The organism is Cyanobium sp. BA20m-p-22 (genome assembly GCF_024346275.1).
Taxonomy (GTDB): Bacteria; Cyanobacteriota; Cyanobacteriia; order PCC-6307; family Cyanobiaceae; genus Cyanobium_A.
In genome coordinates this window covers 1-14749 of the sequence record NZ_JAGQCQ010000057.1, presented here as the reverse complement: position 1 = coordinate 14749, position 14749 = coordinate 1, and the positions used below count along the sequence as shown (strand labels likewise).

Genomic DNA, 14749 nt, shown 5'->3' with positions numbered 1-14749 from the left:
GAGGTGCATCTGCGCCTCCGGAATGACAGCCCGTCATTCCACCCTGTTCACCCTCTGATCAGGGTATTCGGGCCTCGGGTTTTACACCACGCAAAGGGACGCGGCCTCGAACCAGCAGACGAGTGCGACCGCGGTCGTTGCGAACGGACCAGCCCGTGGCGGTGTTGGAGCGGATGTTGGCTCTCAAGCCAACTTCCCACTTTTCGGAAGGGCGGGCTGGCGGCACGAAATGCGCACAATTTGCGCACAAAACTACCTGAAGCTGCCCGATCAGGGTCGGTCAGCTCCAGTCAGGAAGCCAGTTCTGAAGCGGAATCTCCGTTCACGACAGTGCTCGCCTCAGGCTTTGGGAGCACTAGGTCGCAGGTTCGAATCCTGTCGCCCCGATTGACTTTTCACCGATAGGCCCCCTGCTTTGTGGGCAAGATGTGGGCAAAGCCACAAGGCACCGCCTTCCTCAAGATTCAAGTTCTGGCAGCGGGACACAGCTAAACCAGCAGGACTGGCGGCTTCATTCCCTACAAGCCCTGCTGGACCCCTCTCAGGGCGTCACTGGTCCACTCCAACAAAAGGCCTTGGTCCAGTAACGGACTGAATCAGGGCTTTCGTGGCCGTGCCTGAAAGGCTCAGTTTTTCTCGAGGAGATGGGGCGTACGGGCTGTCGCTTCATTCATTGCTTCGTTACAGCGCTCTAAGTGATACAGAACTGGTGAATTGATGCTTGGGAATTTGCGGCGCCAATGCACCCCAGCCCGGAACAAGCCGGCCTTGCGCCAGCGACCCAGGGTTTTCTCGCTCACACCGAGAAGCGAACCCGCTGATCGGGCATCAGCCCATTCCTGGGTATGGGCTAGTTCGATTGGCTTGGCAGGGGGCTGCGGACGGCTGGGACGAACTCTTGGAAACACCATCACCCGCCTCTCCTGCAACAGCGGAGATTCACATTCGACTTCTGGGCCACCAATTGCGCCAAGCCGGACCTCACGGCAACAGCAGCCAACAGGCCGCACTGCCCCTCGGGGGGTAGGCCGACCAGAGCAATGCCGTCTGACATCACCCTTCCCCCTGCAGCAACGCCACCACCGCCGGATCCCAGACGATCTGCTGCCGGTGCTCGCCGCGGCTGCAGCGCGGCAGGGCGATACCCCAGTCGCGGCCAGCTTCTGTGAGCTGCCAGTTGTCCTCTGTGTTGCGCAGCTGCAGACCAGAGGCGGCCAGGCTGCGGTTGGTATCGCGGATCGTGCGGCCCAGCCGCTCGGCTAGTTGCTCTGCATCCAGGTGTGCCTCGACTGACGCACCACCCTGCTGACCGGGCCGATGAGCTGAGACCGCAGAGTGGCTGTCGCGCAGGAGCTGTTGCAGTGGGGCCAGGTGGAGGCCGGTGCTGGTCTCGATGTCCTCAATGGCAGCGAGGAGCGCATCGGAGTACCCGGCGCCGGTGAGCTCGATGATCTCCTCGGCAAGCCGCAACACCGCCTGCACGGTCTGGCTCTTTTCCCCAGCCGGGCCTGACAAGTGGGCCCTTGGTTTGACCTGTTGGGGGCGCAGGGCGGGCAGCAGCTCATGGGTGAGCCAGCGCCGCATCCGCCAGGCCGTCAGGCTGCCGCCTAATAGCAGCAGGCGCAGTAGGCCGCCCTCACTGATCAGGGCCAGAGTGCAACCCTCGCTGCCGGGGCCTTCCTGGGAATAGAGGCAGTGCTCCTCCTCCCGCATGTTGGCCAGCCCCCTGGCGATCGGCTGCTGGCCAAGGGCGGCGGCGATATCAGCGGCGGCGAACCAGGCCTCACCGTGCTCATCGGTGCTCACCCGAATGCGGTTCCCCTCAAAGGAATAGGGCACCAGAGCGGTTGTGCTGCTCATAGCTGAGAAGGCGAGTGGACAGTGGCGCCAGCTGCGCCAGTGGTGGCGAGGGGTGCTCCTGCCTGCGGCCTCCGGGGAGCTGGCACCGGGCCTGCGAGCAGCAGCAGGATCGTGCTCAGTTGCAGCGCCAGCACAAGCCACAGCAACCACAGCAGCTGCTGCAGGCTGCTTACCCGCACGGTGGTGGTGATTTGCCGCCGGCTGCGGCAGAAGGCCGGCAGCTGAGGGGACGGGCGACGGTTGACCCCGCCAGAACGGAGGTTGGCCATCAGAACGGCACCTCCTCGTCGCTGGCGAACTCGTCGTAGCCGCCAGTAGCCCCAGCACCAACAAGGGCTGCTTCTGCCTGGCTGTAGCCCTCCTGCTCGGCGAATCCCTCGGTGGGATCGCTCTCCTGATATGGCACGTAGTGCACCACCTGGGCAGCACGGGGGATGAGCGTGATGCCCACCCCTTCGGGGCGGTCCCAGGCATGGATCACGTAGGCGATCACCAGCCGGCTGCCGTTACCGATCGATGCCCCATTCCAGGGCTGCTTACTGGCGTCGATCAACCGCGGACCGCTCGCTTGGGAGCCGTCGCGGCGCGTCAACTGCTGCGCCTTGAACTTCACCACCATCAGCTGGCTGGGCTGCTCTTTGTCGAGCTTCCACGGTTCGCCCTTGTCGCTGCGGCGCTTCTTGCTGCCGTGGGCCTCGATGAACTGACGCTCCAGCTTCTCGAGGAACGCCTGGCTGGTGGCCTCTCCCAGGGGGAGGAGTAGATCGACCGACCAGGCCAGCGGCTTCTCCGGGTCCATCTGCTGCCGTGGCTCCACTAGGTGGGCCCAGCGCACTTCCGCCAGGGGGGAATAGATGATTTCAGTGGTCATGGTGCTGATTGAGAGGTGGAAGGGGATCGAGGCCCGCGCCTAGTCGCATCAGGTGATGGGCCGCACCGCTGGCGGAGAGGTTGTGGCGCTCCATCAGCTCCCGCAGCTGCTGATGGCAGTCGCCGTAGACCATCACCTGCAAGTAGTGACGGACCTGGCTGATTGAGGGGCGCTCGCCATAGCTGCGCGGGCGGCGATTGCGCTGGGAGGGAGTGCTCTCGCTCATGCGCCCTCCGCTGGCGCCGGTGCCGGTGCTGGCGTTGCTTCTGGCGGCGCGGGGGGCAGATCGGCTAGCTCGCGCTCAAAGCGATCGATGAAATCCTTGTGCCGCTTCTGGGTGATGAACCCGGCGATGCTGCGCGCCTCCTTGGACACTTTGAAGTGATGGCGGAAGGCGATCTGGAACTGACGCCTTGCCTCCACCGGCCGTAGGGAACGGACCATCTCCAGCAGCGTCTCCCTCTCCTCATCCCCCAGGGGCCGGAGGGACTCCTCGGTGCCAGGGGCATCCGGGGAGCCGGGACCGATGGGGTCGGTGATTGCGGCGATCGCTGGGGTGGGCTCGGGAGACTTGGTCGCTGCGGCTGGCCTGGAAGCCGGTGCTGGCGTTGGCGTCGGCGTAGCCGCGCTGGTCGTCTCCTGCTCAGACTGCTGTGACGGGGGCAACGTTGCGGGCGTAACCGCCGTTACGGCAGTCGCAGCAGGGGCCGGAGCATCAGTATGTAACACCTCAGCCTTAGAGGGCTGAGCCTCTTCGGTCACAGAAAGAACCGGGATGCCCAGCAGCTGCGCCAGCAGCCGTGCCGCCTGGTTGAACTCCTCTCCTGCTTGCTCGGCGCTCAGACGCACCTGACTGCTGAGCTGATCGCCGCCGCGGTGCAGCACCGTCACCTCCAGCAGCGGCTGGCCGTCGTCATCGAGGCAGCGGCAGGAGGTGTAGGCAAAACCCAGGCGGAAGGCGCCGCGGGCTGCTTCTACCACTGCAGGCAGCGACATTTCGGCAGCTGGAGTCACTTCCGACTGGAAGCGGGCGAGGGCAGCGGCTAGCTCGCATTCAGCGGCCCGCTGCTCTTGGAGCAGGGCGGCTGGAGCAGCTGCGCCCTCGCGATGGACAGGCGCTGGCCCTGCGGCGGGCCGCCCGTCAGCAGGTGGTCCTGCGGCGGTGATGGGTGACATGGCAATGAAGGCGGGACCGACGCCCGCACTCCTGGCACCTTAGAGGCTCAGGACCCTGAGCCGCAACACATCGCTCAGGATTTCGTTACGGCACCGGCTTTTCGCCATCTTCGCCGCCGCCTGCGGGCTCTAGTCCCTCACTCCAAAGGCGAATCCAGCGCTCAGGCAGCCATTCACCTGCCCACAGCTCTGTCAGCTCACCGGCCTCGTAGTCGCGGAAGGAGGCGAGCACGGCCCGCAGCGACTTGCGCTGGGCGGCCGGGGCCTGCCGGGCCACGCCCTGCAAGGTCTCGATTGGATCGAGGCCGCGGCGGCTGGCCTCCTGGGTGAACTGCTGCTGCCACTGAGCCGATAGCTCTGCCGCCAGATCACCACTCACCTCCGGCATCGGCTCGTTGACCGGGCGCCGGAAGGCCTCCGGTACTGGCAGCAGGCCCACATAGCAGCTCCAGAACTCGGTTGGTCCCCACACCTGGCCGTCGTCGCCGCGGATCGGTGTTACCTCCGCCAGGGCTTGGCGGATCTCTTGGCTTTTGAGCGCACCCCAGTCCTTTTCCGCGATGCGCCGGTTCACATCGGCCAGCTGGAAATGGGCCTGGGCCCGCAGATCCCCAGCCTTGCCCTGCTCCACCATCGAGATATTGCCGCTCGACACCGTCCGGAAGCCGGCCTCACGGCCCCAGCGCTCAGCGGTGTACTGGGTCCAGCCGTTGCGCTCGCGCCAGAGACGCAGCATGCGCCCGAAGTCCTCCCGCGCTGCAGCCTGGCTGTCTACGTAGGCCTGAAACATGCTCGCCATCGTCCCCTTGGCTTTAGTGGTCAAACTCTAAGACCGGCTCAGCCACTAAAGCCAGTGGCAAATCAGGGAATTTCGGCGAGCCTTCTCCTGGCTCTGCGCTGCCGCCGCGGTTTGGGGCGGATCCGCTCCTCCAGCAGCACCACTGGAGCCTGCGGCTCTGCGCTGATCGGCTCGGGCCAGCAGCTGGCTCCTCGCAGCAAGACCTCGAGTGCGGAGCGTCCCTCTGCGCTCAGGAACTGCAGCGGTTCCACCACTTGGCTAGCGGGGCCCAGCGTCCAGTCATCGCGCTGGCAGCCGTACACCCAGCAGCGGCCATCAGGTGCAGCGGCCCGCTCGACCCGCGACAGGGCAACGTCGCCGGTGCTGTTTGGCGCAGCCATCACCATCAGGCCTGGCTCCAGCAGCAGCTCGATCCTCCAGAGGCTGAGCAGCTCGATCCGCAGCCGGCCCCAACCCACCTCCTGCCAGGACCGCTCCGCCAGGAACGGCATCCCCGCCAGCACCAGCCGCAGTTGCGCAGTTACCTCTTCTGCTCGGCAGCGGATCGGCAGGTCTTGCTCCACCCTGCCTGTTGCCTTGGGATGCTGAGCTTGCAAGAGTCTTCACAATCATGCGCAGCCCAGGCCCCGCAATGGTTCTGACGCCGACCCAGGCCCAGTTCAGCTTCTTGCGGGGCTTTTAATGGCTCAGCCTCCTAAGGACAGGCTTAATCTCTCGACTTGTTCTCGTCCCATCGCCTGCCTTCTGTGTTCGCCCCTGTAAAACCCGTTTCCGTGGTGATCACCGAGCGCCAGCTCGAGTGGCTTGATCACCGCCGCGCTCAAGGCTGCATTTCACGCTCCGCTGTTCTGCGCATCGTTCTCGATCGCCTTATCCAGCAGGAGCAGGCCCAGGTCGCCGTCACAAAGCAGACCGATGGCCTGTGATGGCCCTCTCGCAGGTCCATCGATCCCGCTGCCGTGCTGAACGTGCCGCCGATCGATGCGGCGCAGGCAGATCGGTTCCTCTCCCTGCTGGGCAAGGAGCCAGCTAGCGCTCGCCTGCGCGCCTTCCCCCACCGCGAAAACCCCAATAAGTGGCATCCGGAACATCGCCCCTCAGGGATCAAGGCCCGCAAGGGTCCCTATGACCTGGCCGCCGCTAATCGCTGGCAGCAGGACGGCCGGGGCGTCTATCTCGTCATCAACGACGGCGGCGACAACGACGCCCAGATCACGGCCTGCCGCGCTTTTTTCCTGGAATGGGATGACCGGCCCGTTCCCTGGCAGCTCTCCGCCTGGCAGCGCTATGGGCTGGGGGAACCCACCATCTCGATCACCACCGGCGGCAAGTCGGCGCACCTCTACTGGGTGCTCAACGAGCCGATCGCCCCGGCCGAATGGATTCCCATTCAGGCCGCATTGATCGAAATCACTGGCGCCGACTCCACCATCCGCAACCCCTCGCGGGTGATGCGCCTGCCCGGCGGCAGCTACATCGGCGCTGCTGGCACCGCCCTGGGCATGACCACCATCTACAGCGCCTCCGGCCTCCGCTACTCCCTAGAGCAGGTGGCGCAATGGGTGCAGCCCGATGAATTCGCCGACCCGCCGTTGGAGTCCGGAGCCTCAGAGGAACTGCAGCGTTTGGCCCAGGACGATGGGTTCTTAGGTGATCTACCCCCGCGGCCGCTCGAGACGCTGCGCCAGACGCTGCTCAAGATTCCGCCCTTCCGTCATGGCGCCGGCCAGTACCAGCAGCTGATGAAGCTGGCGATGCGCCTGCACATCGACCTCGGCCCCGCTGTTGCCCAGCAGTTGCTCGCCGAGACCTGCTGCAGGGAGATCCGCGATCTGCCCTGCTACTTCCAGAGCACACCAAAGCAGATCAGCCCTGGCTCCACCTGGGCTTTCCTGCGCGAGACCTGGGGCGTTGACATCAGCCGTTCGGACCTCAAGGCCAAGCGGCCGCTGCCGCATCGTCAATCAGCACCAGAGGCGCCCGCCGTCAAGCCAGCGATACAGGCCTATAGCGCCACGCTCAAGCTCGAGCAGGTGCGCGAGCGGCTGCAGCGCGCCGTTACTGATGGCGCCTCACGCCAGGACCTAGAGGCCCTGGTCCTTGAGCTCGCCGATCTCTCAGACCGGAGTGCCTATGACCTGCGCAACCTGCTGCGCACTATCGAGGCCGAACAGGACGCGGCCCAAGCGATCGCTTCAGAGGTGGCGACGATCAAAGCGGCGCAGGATCGCCGTGATCTGTCCCAGGCGTTAACCCTCGAGTGGCTCTGCCCGCCGTCACTTGCGGCGGCGCTGCGCATCCGCTGCCGCTCCTTGCCGGCTGATGACGTCACAGCGCTGATGTGCTTTCTCGTTGCCGTATCAGGCGTCGTCAAGCTCGGCTCCCAGGTCGTTGCATCAGAAGCCGCCAGTTACTGGGTGCCGCTCAATCTCTACGGCGCTCTCGTTGCACGCTCCGGCGCCAAGAAAACGCCTGTCTCCCGCCTGCTGGTGCTGGATCCGCTGCAGGAGCTACGTCTCGATCTGGCCAGACAGAACAAGCGCGCCTACAGGGAATGGGAGGAGCAGAACCGCGCCGTAAAAGCCAGCGAGCGCACAGCCGAACCCAGGGCGGTCCATCTAATGGTCTCGGACTTCACCGCCGAGGCGCTGGCGGAACAGCTGCAGCTACAGGAGGAACGGGGACTTGGCCTGCTGATCCATCGCGATGAGCTGGCCGGCATGTTTGGCAACCTCAATGCCTACCGCTCCGGCCGTGGCTCAGATGAGGAGCAGCTGCTGGAGGCCTACGACGGCTCTGGCTTTTCCTCCCTGCGTATCACCAAGGCCGGTGGTGGTCGCTTCTACGAACGCTGCCAGCTTTCGATCTGCGGCACGATCCAGCCGGCAATCCTCGAGGCGCTCGTGGCCAACGGCGACGCCTCGGGGCTCTGGGCACGCTTTCTGTTTATTCCCCTCCCCGAGCGGGTAGTGCCGCTGCCGGAATTTGAAACAGAGCAGGAGCAGCAGGAAGCCAGCTGGGCCAGCCAACTGCTGGAGAAGCTTTGCCGCTTTGCCTACACCCGGCCCCGCCTCACCCTGGCGCTGGCGCCGGAGGCGCGCCGCTATTTCGTCCAGTACGAGGCCCGCTGTCAGGCGGACGTGCACCGCACCACCATCCCCGCCCAGGGTGCCTTGATCGGCAAGGCCGCCGGCAAAGCGCTTCGCATCGCAGCCCTGCTCCACCTGCTGCATCAGGCCTGCGCCGATGGCTGCCACAGCCAGCAGGTGTCAGTCGAGCTGATGGAGCGGGCATGTGTCCTCGGCGATCACATCAACACCTGGACGATGGGCCTGCATCAAAAGGTGGCTGAGGGCGCCAACGATCTGATGCGGTTGATCCACAGCATCGCTATCGCCAAAGGTGCTGCTTCCTGGCACGACATCGCCAAGCGACTGACCAAAGCGCAGCGCCGTGACATCGACTCCGCAGTTGCGGCGGCCGCGATGGACGCTCTGGCCGAGCTCGGCGTTGGCGAGGTGGAGCACAGCAAGAGGGGGACACCCACCTACAAGGCGACCGGAGAACTGCCGTGATTGCCGATTTGCCGATCCCTTGCCGACAGTTTGCCGATAAGCGATCGGCAACGAAATCCCCTGCAGCAGAAGAGAAGAGAAGGAAAAGATGATGTTTGCCGATCCTTTTGCTTCTACAGCGCTGTTTTCCCGCTTCCTAAGGGCTCATGCCACTGACACGCATGGGTGGTGTCGGCAAATCGGCAAATCGGCAATCAGCGACATCGGCTGTGCCGCAATCGATCTGACTGCCGATTCCCATGTCGGCAATCGCCGGATGATCGGCAAACTCCGGGCACTGCCCTTCACGTTTCGAGCTGCATCACCCCTTCTCATCTCAGCAACCCACCCATGACCACCTGGCTCTCCCCCATCTTTGGCCTGGTACGCCGCGATCCGGAGCACCGCTACTGGCTAGGTGACCACCTCTTTCCGGTCTCGATCACTGGGGTGCTGGCCCACGGCAAAGGGGAGTTCGCCATGGGGCGGATCGAGGCGACGCGGCAGGTGTGGGCACCGCGCGGCAATGCCTGCCACCGGGCGATGGAGCTCTTCCTCACGGCCAGGCGGCCGGTCGCCGCAACTCGGCTAACCGATCAAGAGCCGGCTTCGCGGAAGCAAGCCGATCCCCTGGCCGAACTTGGTGAGCTCACCGCTGGCGACTACGCCGACTGGATCCAGCCGCTGCTGACCCATCTGCGCTGGGACCAGGTGGAGGTGATCGCTTCTGAACGCGCCACCTGCTGCCTCATCCGCAATGTCGCCGGCACCTACGACACCGCCTTCCTCGATGACCAGCTCCCTATCCCCACCGGCCGGCCCCAGGGGGTGAGTGGGTCGGCGCGGGTGCTGGCGGATCTCAAGAGCCTTGGACACAACGGCAGTACCTACTGCACCCGCGCCCAGCTCGGCGGCTACATGGCCCTGGAGTGGAGCCACGGCCACTGGATCGATTACGGCCAGACGATCTGGTGCCGGCCGGGGGCCACTAGCTTCTCCCCGCTTTACAGCCGGCAGGACTGTCTCGTCGCTTGGGCTGCGGCTTACACCGCCTACGCGGAGTCGCATTGGCCGTTCTGATCATTGAGGCTTACTTGCTGAGCCGCTAAGCTCTCCTCAGATTCCTGAGGCACTATGGTTGCTTCCTTTGCTGAGTCGGCCATGATCCAGTCGGAGGTAGTGGGCTCTGCCGATCCTTCTGGGGGCGCTCCTTCGCCAATGGCTGATGCCCTGATCGCCTCCCTTGGTGAGGGCGAGGAAGCGATCGATCGCCTGCTCGCGGCCATGGTCGCCATCAAGCGCCAGCAGCGCTCCCTCGACGATCAGCTCAATGCCTTGCTTGATCAGTTGCAACAGCTGCATGAGCGCGGCGAGGTGGACACCGCCTTCCACTTCAATGACACCGCCTTCTCCTGGAGCCCAGGCCGGCAGCTGTTCAGCTATCCCGAGCCAGTGCTGGCAATGGAGCAGCAGCTCAAGCTCGCCCGCAAGGTCGCCGAGGGTGACGGCACCGCGACCCGGCGTCACGGGCGCTCGTTTTGGACGATCAAGCTGCCCGGCGCCTGATGAACAGCTCCGCTGCCCTGCTTGACGAGTCGCTGCCAGCGCCTTGCACGCCCGCAGCAACGCCGGGCCGACCGGCCTTGCTGGCGCTTGATCTGGGTACCCGCACCGGCTGGGCCTTGCTGGATCCGCGCGGGCACATCTGCAGCGGCAGCCAGCCGTTCACTCCCCAACGCTTTGAGGGAGGCGGCATGCGCTTTCTACGTTTCCATCGCTGGCTTACAGAGCTGAGCCAGTCTGGCGGTGCTTCTGGTGGGCTGGCTTTTGAGCAGGTGGTGTTTGAGGAGGTCCGGCGTCATTCCGGCGTCGATGCCGCCCATGCTTATGGCGGTTTTCTCGGCCAACTCGGCTCCTTCTGCGAGCACCACCGGATTCCCTACCAAGGGGTGCCAGTGGGCACCATCAAACGGCACGTCACTGGCAGGGGCAACGCCAGCAAGGAGGCGGTGATCGCCGCCATCTGCGAGCTGGGCTACAGCCCGGTGGATGACAACGAGGCCGATGCCCTTGCCCTGCTCCATTGGGCGATCGCTACCGCTGGCGGTGCGCGCTGATGGTGTCCCGCCGCCATGGCTGCAGCCGGCCTTCCCTGCTGAGCTCATCTCAAGAACAGACGCCAGCCGATGCAATCGAGCTGCTGCGGGTGGCAGCAAACACAGAAGACGATGACGGCAACCCGACTGGCAGCCCTGAGGGTGTGGATCCCAGCAGACCGATCGGGCGGGGCAATCCACCCCGTAAGAGCCGTGATCCAGATCAGGCTCCCAGGCCCTCCCGTTATGAGGTGGAACGGCGGGTAGCAGAAGCTCAGCTCTGGATTGCGCAACGCCAGCCACTGGTGGCGATTGTCGAGAACGCTCGTAGTAGTTGGGGGGTGCGCAACATCCAGACAGTCAATCGCTACCTCAACCTTGCTCGTCAGCGCATGGTCGAGGAGCTGATCTCCGATCGGCGCCGCCACCAGGCAGAACAGATCTTTGCCCTTAATGAGTGCGCCCGCCGGGCCATGGCTGCCGACCAGTTCTCGGCAGCCGTTGGCGCCTTCCGCGTGATCGCCGAGATCGGCGGGATGCTGCGGGCACCACTCAAACCACCTGAATCGGTGCCCGGGGGCAGGCTCTGATGGCTGGCCTGCTGCTCGATCCAGCCACCGACCTCTGGGCTGACTGGGGCCTGCTGGATGTTCCCGATCCCCACCGCAGCCAAGCCCAGCAGCAGGACCAGCAGAGCTTTCGGGACTTCATCGTGGCCGCCTATCCCGGCTACGCCTTCCACACCTGGGCCGAGCGATTGATCGCCCTGCTGCAACGCGTTGCTGATGGCCAGCTCAATCGCCTGATCGTCTGCTGTCCGCCGCGGCTGGGCAAATCGCTCCTGGTCTCGAAACTGTTCCCCGCCTATTGGGTGAGTCGCTATCCGAGCCGCTTCTGCGCCATCGCCTCCTTTTCAGCCGAGCTGGCCTATGCCCATAGCCGGGAGGCGAGGCACTACTACCGCGCGGTTGGTCATCCCCTCTCCAAAGACTCCACCGCCGTTGGCAACTGGCTCACACCTGATCGCGGTGGCTGTATTGCTGCTGGGGTGCGCGGGCCCTTCACGGGCAAGGGCTATGCCCTGGGGATCATCGATGACCCGTACAAGGGCCCAGAAGATGCCAACTCCGCCGGCCAACGCCAGAAGCTGATTGAGTGGTTCCAGTCCGTCTGGCTGACCCGCGCCGAGCCCGGGGCCCCACAGGGGCCTTCGCGATGGGGTGTTGCAGATGAGGGCCCAAGTGCTGGGCAGGGAGAAGAGCAGGAGCAAGAGAGGCCGGGGGCTGGATCTGCAGCCCAGGTGGTGGTGCTGACCCGTTGGCATCAGGACGACCTGATCGGCTGGTTGCTGGAGCAGGAAAACGGCGACGCACCGCAGCGCTGGCATGTGCTCAACCTGCCGGCCACCTGTGAACCGCCCCAGCAGAGGCTCAGCTTCCCGGCCACCTGCACGCTCGAGCCGGACTGGCGTCTACCCGGTGAGCCCCTCTGCCCCGAGCGGTTTCCCTTGGCTGAGCTGGAGGAGATCAAGATCCGCGCTGGCAGCTACTGGTGGAATGCCCTCTACCAGCAGCGGCCATCACCAGCAGAGGGTTTGCTGTTCCAGCGGCAGTGGCTGCGCCGCGCCCAGGGCCAGCAGAGCTTGTGCCCCTTGGTGCTCAGCTGCGACCTGAGCTTCAAGGGAGGGGAGGGGAACGACTACTGCGGCTTTGTGCTGCTGGGGCTTCACAGCGACTGCAGCAGTCGTCTTCCAGCCGCGGACGCCCGGGCCAAGGGCCTGCAGCTGCACCGCAGCGCGGCACTGCTGCCACCCACACCGCCATCCCCTGCGCAAGCATCAACTGCCCCGGCGGCAGGCAAGGCCCCAGGTGTTGCGATCACCGTGCTGTGGAGCCAGCACCAGCGGCTCGATCTACCGGGGGTGGTGAAGTTCCTCACCCACACCCTGGCTGACCTCAACCAGCGGGGGCTGACGCCTGATGCCGTGCTGATAGAAGACGCCGCCAATGGCCCGGCGGTCTGTCAGCTGCTCCAGCGCCAGATCCCTGGGCTGATCGCAGTGCGGCCAGCAGGCAGCAAGGTCAGCCGCTCCCATGCCGTCGCACCCTTGCTGGAAGCAGGCCAACTGGGCTTCTGCCCTGGCAACGACGACTTGATCACAGAGCTGCTGGGTTTTCCCAATGCCGCCCATGACGACCTGGTGGATGCCTTCTGCCAGGGGGTGATCTGGCTGCAAAACCAGCACTGGCGAGGCAGCGGCAGCACTGCCACAAGACCGCTGCTCTTCTCCCGCTGATGGGGGGGCATAGCCCCCTACTCCTTACTGCCGCCCTGCCATGAGCCCTACCTCCCCCAAACACTGCCCTCGGCCGCTGCAGCCAGCGCCTACGGGTAACAGCGCCATTGCCCCACGGCGCTCCAACTGCTGCCGGCAGCGACCTAACCGTTCGCCCCACGGCGCTGCTGATGCTCTGGTGGTGGAACACCTGCCGTTTGCGGCCAAGGTGGCGGCCAACTACGCCCGCCGCACCGGCCACCCCAAAGAAGACCTCGAGCAGCTGGCAGCAATTGGGTTGATCAAGGCCTCACGCCGCTACGACTGCAAGCGGGTGAACCGCAGCAGCTCCAACTTCATCGCCTACGCCAGACCATTCGTGAACGGTGAGATCACCCACTACCTGCGCGATAAGGGGTTTCTGATTTCGGTGCCGGGCCGCTGGCGGGAGCTGCATGCCAGGGGGCAGAAGTTGCTGCGGCAGGGCATACCCGCTGATCAGATCCCCAAGCAGTTGGGGCTCACACCAGAACGTTGGGCTGAGATCGCAGCGGCCTGCTCAGTGCGCGTGGTGGCGATGACGGTTAGCATGGCCGATGAATCATTGGAGTGAGAGGTGTTTTCGGGAATGCCAAGATCAGTAGTGGTTAGAAGCTTTATGAAGGGACCCAGCTTATGCTCCCATCTTCTGCATCTTGATGTTAGAAGGGGAATTAAGAGAGTCCCCGATATTGAGAGACCCAAGCATATTTAATCGGGTCCTTCGCCAAGAGGTGCATTATGACTGCCTCGCGCGCCTCTGGCGTTGACATCTTGAGTGCAGACTTAATCTCATACTCTTGCTGCTTCGGGGTTGCTCCTAGAGCTTCTGCCTTCTCAAAGTGTTGATCGCCCAATGTGGGTTGACCCATCTGATAAAAAGTTGCTCCAAGCAAGTTGTGTGGATGAAAGCTCTGAGGGCTTACATTAACTGCCTCGAATCCATCATTTTTTGCTCCTTCAAGGTCGCTTAGGTCACGCTTCGCGCCGCCCCTATTCGTGAGCACAGCACTTCTAGCCCTATTGTCTTGAATACAATAAACGATATCGTCGCTTACGCGTTCGACAATTGCATTGGGATAACCACTTTGCCTAAAGTAACGGCCAGCCTTTGCGAGATTCCAGGCATCCCCATGGTTTAGAAACTCTGCGTAAAGATAGTTGGCTACTATCAAATAAAAGCGATTATCCAAGAGCCATCTTACGTGAGCGTCTTGCAGCTTCCCTGTCTCCTCAAGTTCTTGCAGCACTAAAACTATAAATGAAGGCTCGCATCCTTCTAGTACATCTTCGCGCGACACTCCATATTTCTCTGCCAATGGACCAAAGGTTGCAATGGTCTGCTCTCTTAGTAACTCTGCCTTCGCCTTCGCTTCAACTTTTTTAGCTATCTCTAACTCACGCTCATGTCTCTGCTGTTCTTCGACGCGAATTCTTTCTCTGCGCTGTTTGTCGGCTTGGGGTCCGCAGAAAGTAATAATGGATACAACTTGAGCCAGAAACTCAGGGTTAGCCTGGCAGGCTTTCCAGCTTAGTATGCTTTGGGCGCTTTCTAGTGCTGTGATGTAGTCGCCAGATTCTAGTGAGCCGCAAATTGCCTTGCGTGCCATGTATGACAATTGGTTGGTAGGTGGAGTGCTCATCGTGCTTTCGACTTTAACTCTTTCTAACTCTGCCGTTGGGAGGTAGCCAGGGATCCATAGGTGGCGGCGCTGAGAGCCTCAGCAGGTGGGCTGTCCGCTAGAAGGGCTTGTTAGAAGCAATAACAGGTAGGTAAAAAATATCATCAAAAGCCAATTGATTTCTAATAAGAATCCCCTTGGTTTAGGATGGCGATCCTATTTGTTGTAGTAGCCTAAAAACCAGGAATTGAAAAATGCAGTGTAGTCTGACAAAGGCTATGCCTATGCAAGCAAGAAAGAGCTCAGTCGTCCACAGTGATTGGTTGCGTGGGGCGCGAGTAGGCTGGTAAACGATAATCTTTCCACTTTAAGCCAATGAACTCGGGTCAAGAGATTATCTCTAATGGACGCACCTATACTGTCACGTTTGATGCGACGAGAAATATGCTCATCATAA

General features: G+C 63.1%; 16 protein-coding genes. 8 read left to right on the top strand and 8 right to left on the bottom strand.

Features of this window, described 5'->3' with window-relative positions:
- Positions 1–1053 precede the first annotated feature (1053 nt).
- The 7 genes from KBZ15_RS06840 to KBZ15_RS06810 form a co-directional block, all read right to left on the bottom strand.
- Positions 1054–1860 carry a BRO family protein gene (locus tag KBZ15_RS06840; RefSeq protein ID WP_255014453.1) on the bottom strand — a complete coding sequence of 269 codons (807 nt, stop codon included), beginning with the start codon at positions 1858–1860 and terminating at the stop codon, positions 1054–1056.
- Complete coding sequence (locus KBZ15_RS06835) at positions 1857–2129, bottom strand: hypothetical protein (RefSeq protein ID WP_255014451.1); 273 nt, start codon at positions 2127–2129, stop codon at positions 1857–1859. The genes KBZ15_RS06840 and KBZ15_RS06835 overlap by 4 nt, the downstream gene beginning before the upstream one ends.
- On the bottom strand, positions 2129–2731 hold the full coding sequence (locus tag KBZ15_RS06830) for a hypothetical protein (protein ID WP_255014450.1): 603 nt from the start codon (positions 2729–2731) through the stop codon (positions 2129–2131). Before KBZ15_RS06830 ends, KBZ15_RS06835 begins: the two co-directional genes overlap by 1 nt.
- Entirely contained in the window at positions 2721–2957 is a 237-nt protein-coding gene (locus KBZ15_RS06825) for a hypothetical protein (RefSeq protein ID WP_255014449.1), read from the bottom strand. The genes KBZ15_RS06830 and KBZ15_RS06825 overlap by 11 nt, the downstream gene beginning before the upstream one ends.
- Positions 2954–3907 carry a hypothetical protein gene (locus KBZ15_RS06820; RefSeq protein ID WP_255014448.1) on the bottom strand — a complete coding sequence of 318 codons (954 nt, stop codon included), beginning with the start codon at positions 3905–3907 and terminating at the stop codon, positions 2954–2956. The genes KBZ15_RS06825 and KBZ15_RS06820 overlap by 4 nt, the downstream gene beginning before the upstream one ends.
- An 85-nt stretch (positions 3908–3992) precedes the next feature.
- Positions 3993–4706 (bottom strand): XRE family transcriptional regulator, encoded by a 714-nt coding sequence (locus KBZ15_RS06815; RefSeq protein ID WP_255014446.1) that lies wholly within the window; start codon positions 4704–4706, stop codon positions 3993–3995.
- A 62-nt stretch (positions 4707–4768) separates the two neighbouring features.
- Positions 4769–5269, bottom strand: a complete 501-nt coding sequence (locus KBZ15_RS06810; protein ID WP_255014445.1) for a hypothetical protein — start codon at positions 5267–5269, stop codon at positions 4769–4771.
- Positions 5270–5452: 183 nt separating this feature from the next.
- On the opposite strand from KBZ15_RS06810, the gene KBZ15_RS06805 reads away from it, so the two are divergent.
- The 8 genes from KBZ15_RS06805 to KBZ15_RS06770 all read left to right on the top strand — a co-directional run bounded on the left by KBZ15_RS06805 (position 5453) and on the right by KBZ15_RS06770 (position 13244).
- Complete coding sequence (locus KBZ15_RS06805) at positions 5453–5632, top strand: hypothetical protein (protein WP_255014444.1); 180 nt, start codon at positions 5453–5455, stop codon at positions 5630–5632.
- Between the two features lie 33 nt (positions 5633–5665).
- Positions 5666–8281 (top strand): DUF3987 domain-containing protein, encoded by a 2616-nt coding sequence (locus KBZ15_RS06800; protein WP_255014443.1) that lies wholly within the window; start codon positions 5666–5668, stop codon positions 8279–8281.
- 330 nt (positions 8282–8611) lie between these two features.
- Positions 8612–9340 carry a hypothetical protein gene (locus KBZ15_RS06795; protein WP_255014441.1) on the top strand — a complete coding sequence of 243 codons (729 nt, stop codon included), beginning with the start codon at positions 8612–8614 and terminating at the stop codon, positions 9338–9340.
- 81 nt (positions 9341–9421) lie between these two features.
- Positions 9422–9826 carry a hypothetical protein gene (locus KBZ15_RS06790; RefSeq protein ID WP_255014440.1) on the top strand — a complete coding sequence of 135 codons (405 nt, stop codon included), beginning with the start codon at positions 9422–9424 and terminating at the stop codon, positions 9824–9826.
- A complete protein-coding gene (locus KBZ15_RS06785) occupies positions 9826–10377 on the top strand; it encodes a crossover junction endodeoxyribonuclease RuvC (RefSeq protein WP_255014439.1) in 552 nt (183 codons plus the stop codon). The genes KBZ15_RS06790 and KBZ15_RS06785 overlap by 1 nt, the downstream gene beginning before the upstream one ends.
- Entirely contained in the window at positions 10377–10946 is a 570-nt protein-coding gene (locus KBZ15_RS06780) for a hypothetical protein (protein ID WP_255014438.1), read from the top strand. The genes KBZ15_RS06785 and KBZ15_RS06780 overlap by 1 nt, the downstream gene beginning before the upstream one ends.
- Positions 10946–12652, top strand: a complete 1707-nt coding sequence (locus tag KBZ15_RS06775; RefSeq protein ID WP_255014436.1) for a terminase — start codon at positions 10946–10948, stop codon at positions 12650–12652. The genes KBZ15_RS06780 and KBZ15_RS06775 overlap by 1 nt, the downstream gene beginning before the upstream one ends.
- A gap of 40 nt (positions 12653–12692) precedes the next feature.
- Positions 12693–13244 (top strand): sigma-70 family RNA polymerase sigma factor, encoded by a 552-nt coding sequence (locus tag KBZ15_RS06770; protein ID WP_255014435.1) that lies wholly within the window; start codon positions 12693–12695, stop codon positions 13242–13244.
- A 100-nt stretch (positions 13245–13344) separates the two neighbouring features.
- Here KBZ15_RS06770 and KBZ15_RS06765 read toward each other — a convergent pair whose 3' ends face one another.
- Positions 13345–14280, bottom strand: a complete 936-nt coding sequence (locus tag KBZ15_RS06765; protein WP_255014434.1) for a hypothetical protein — start codon at positions 14278–14280, stop codon at positions 13345–13347.
- Between the last annotated feature and the right edge of the window lie 469 nt (positions 14281–14749).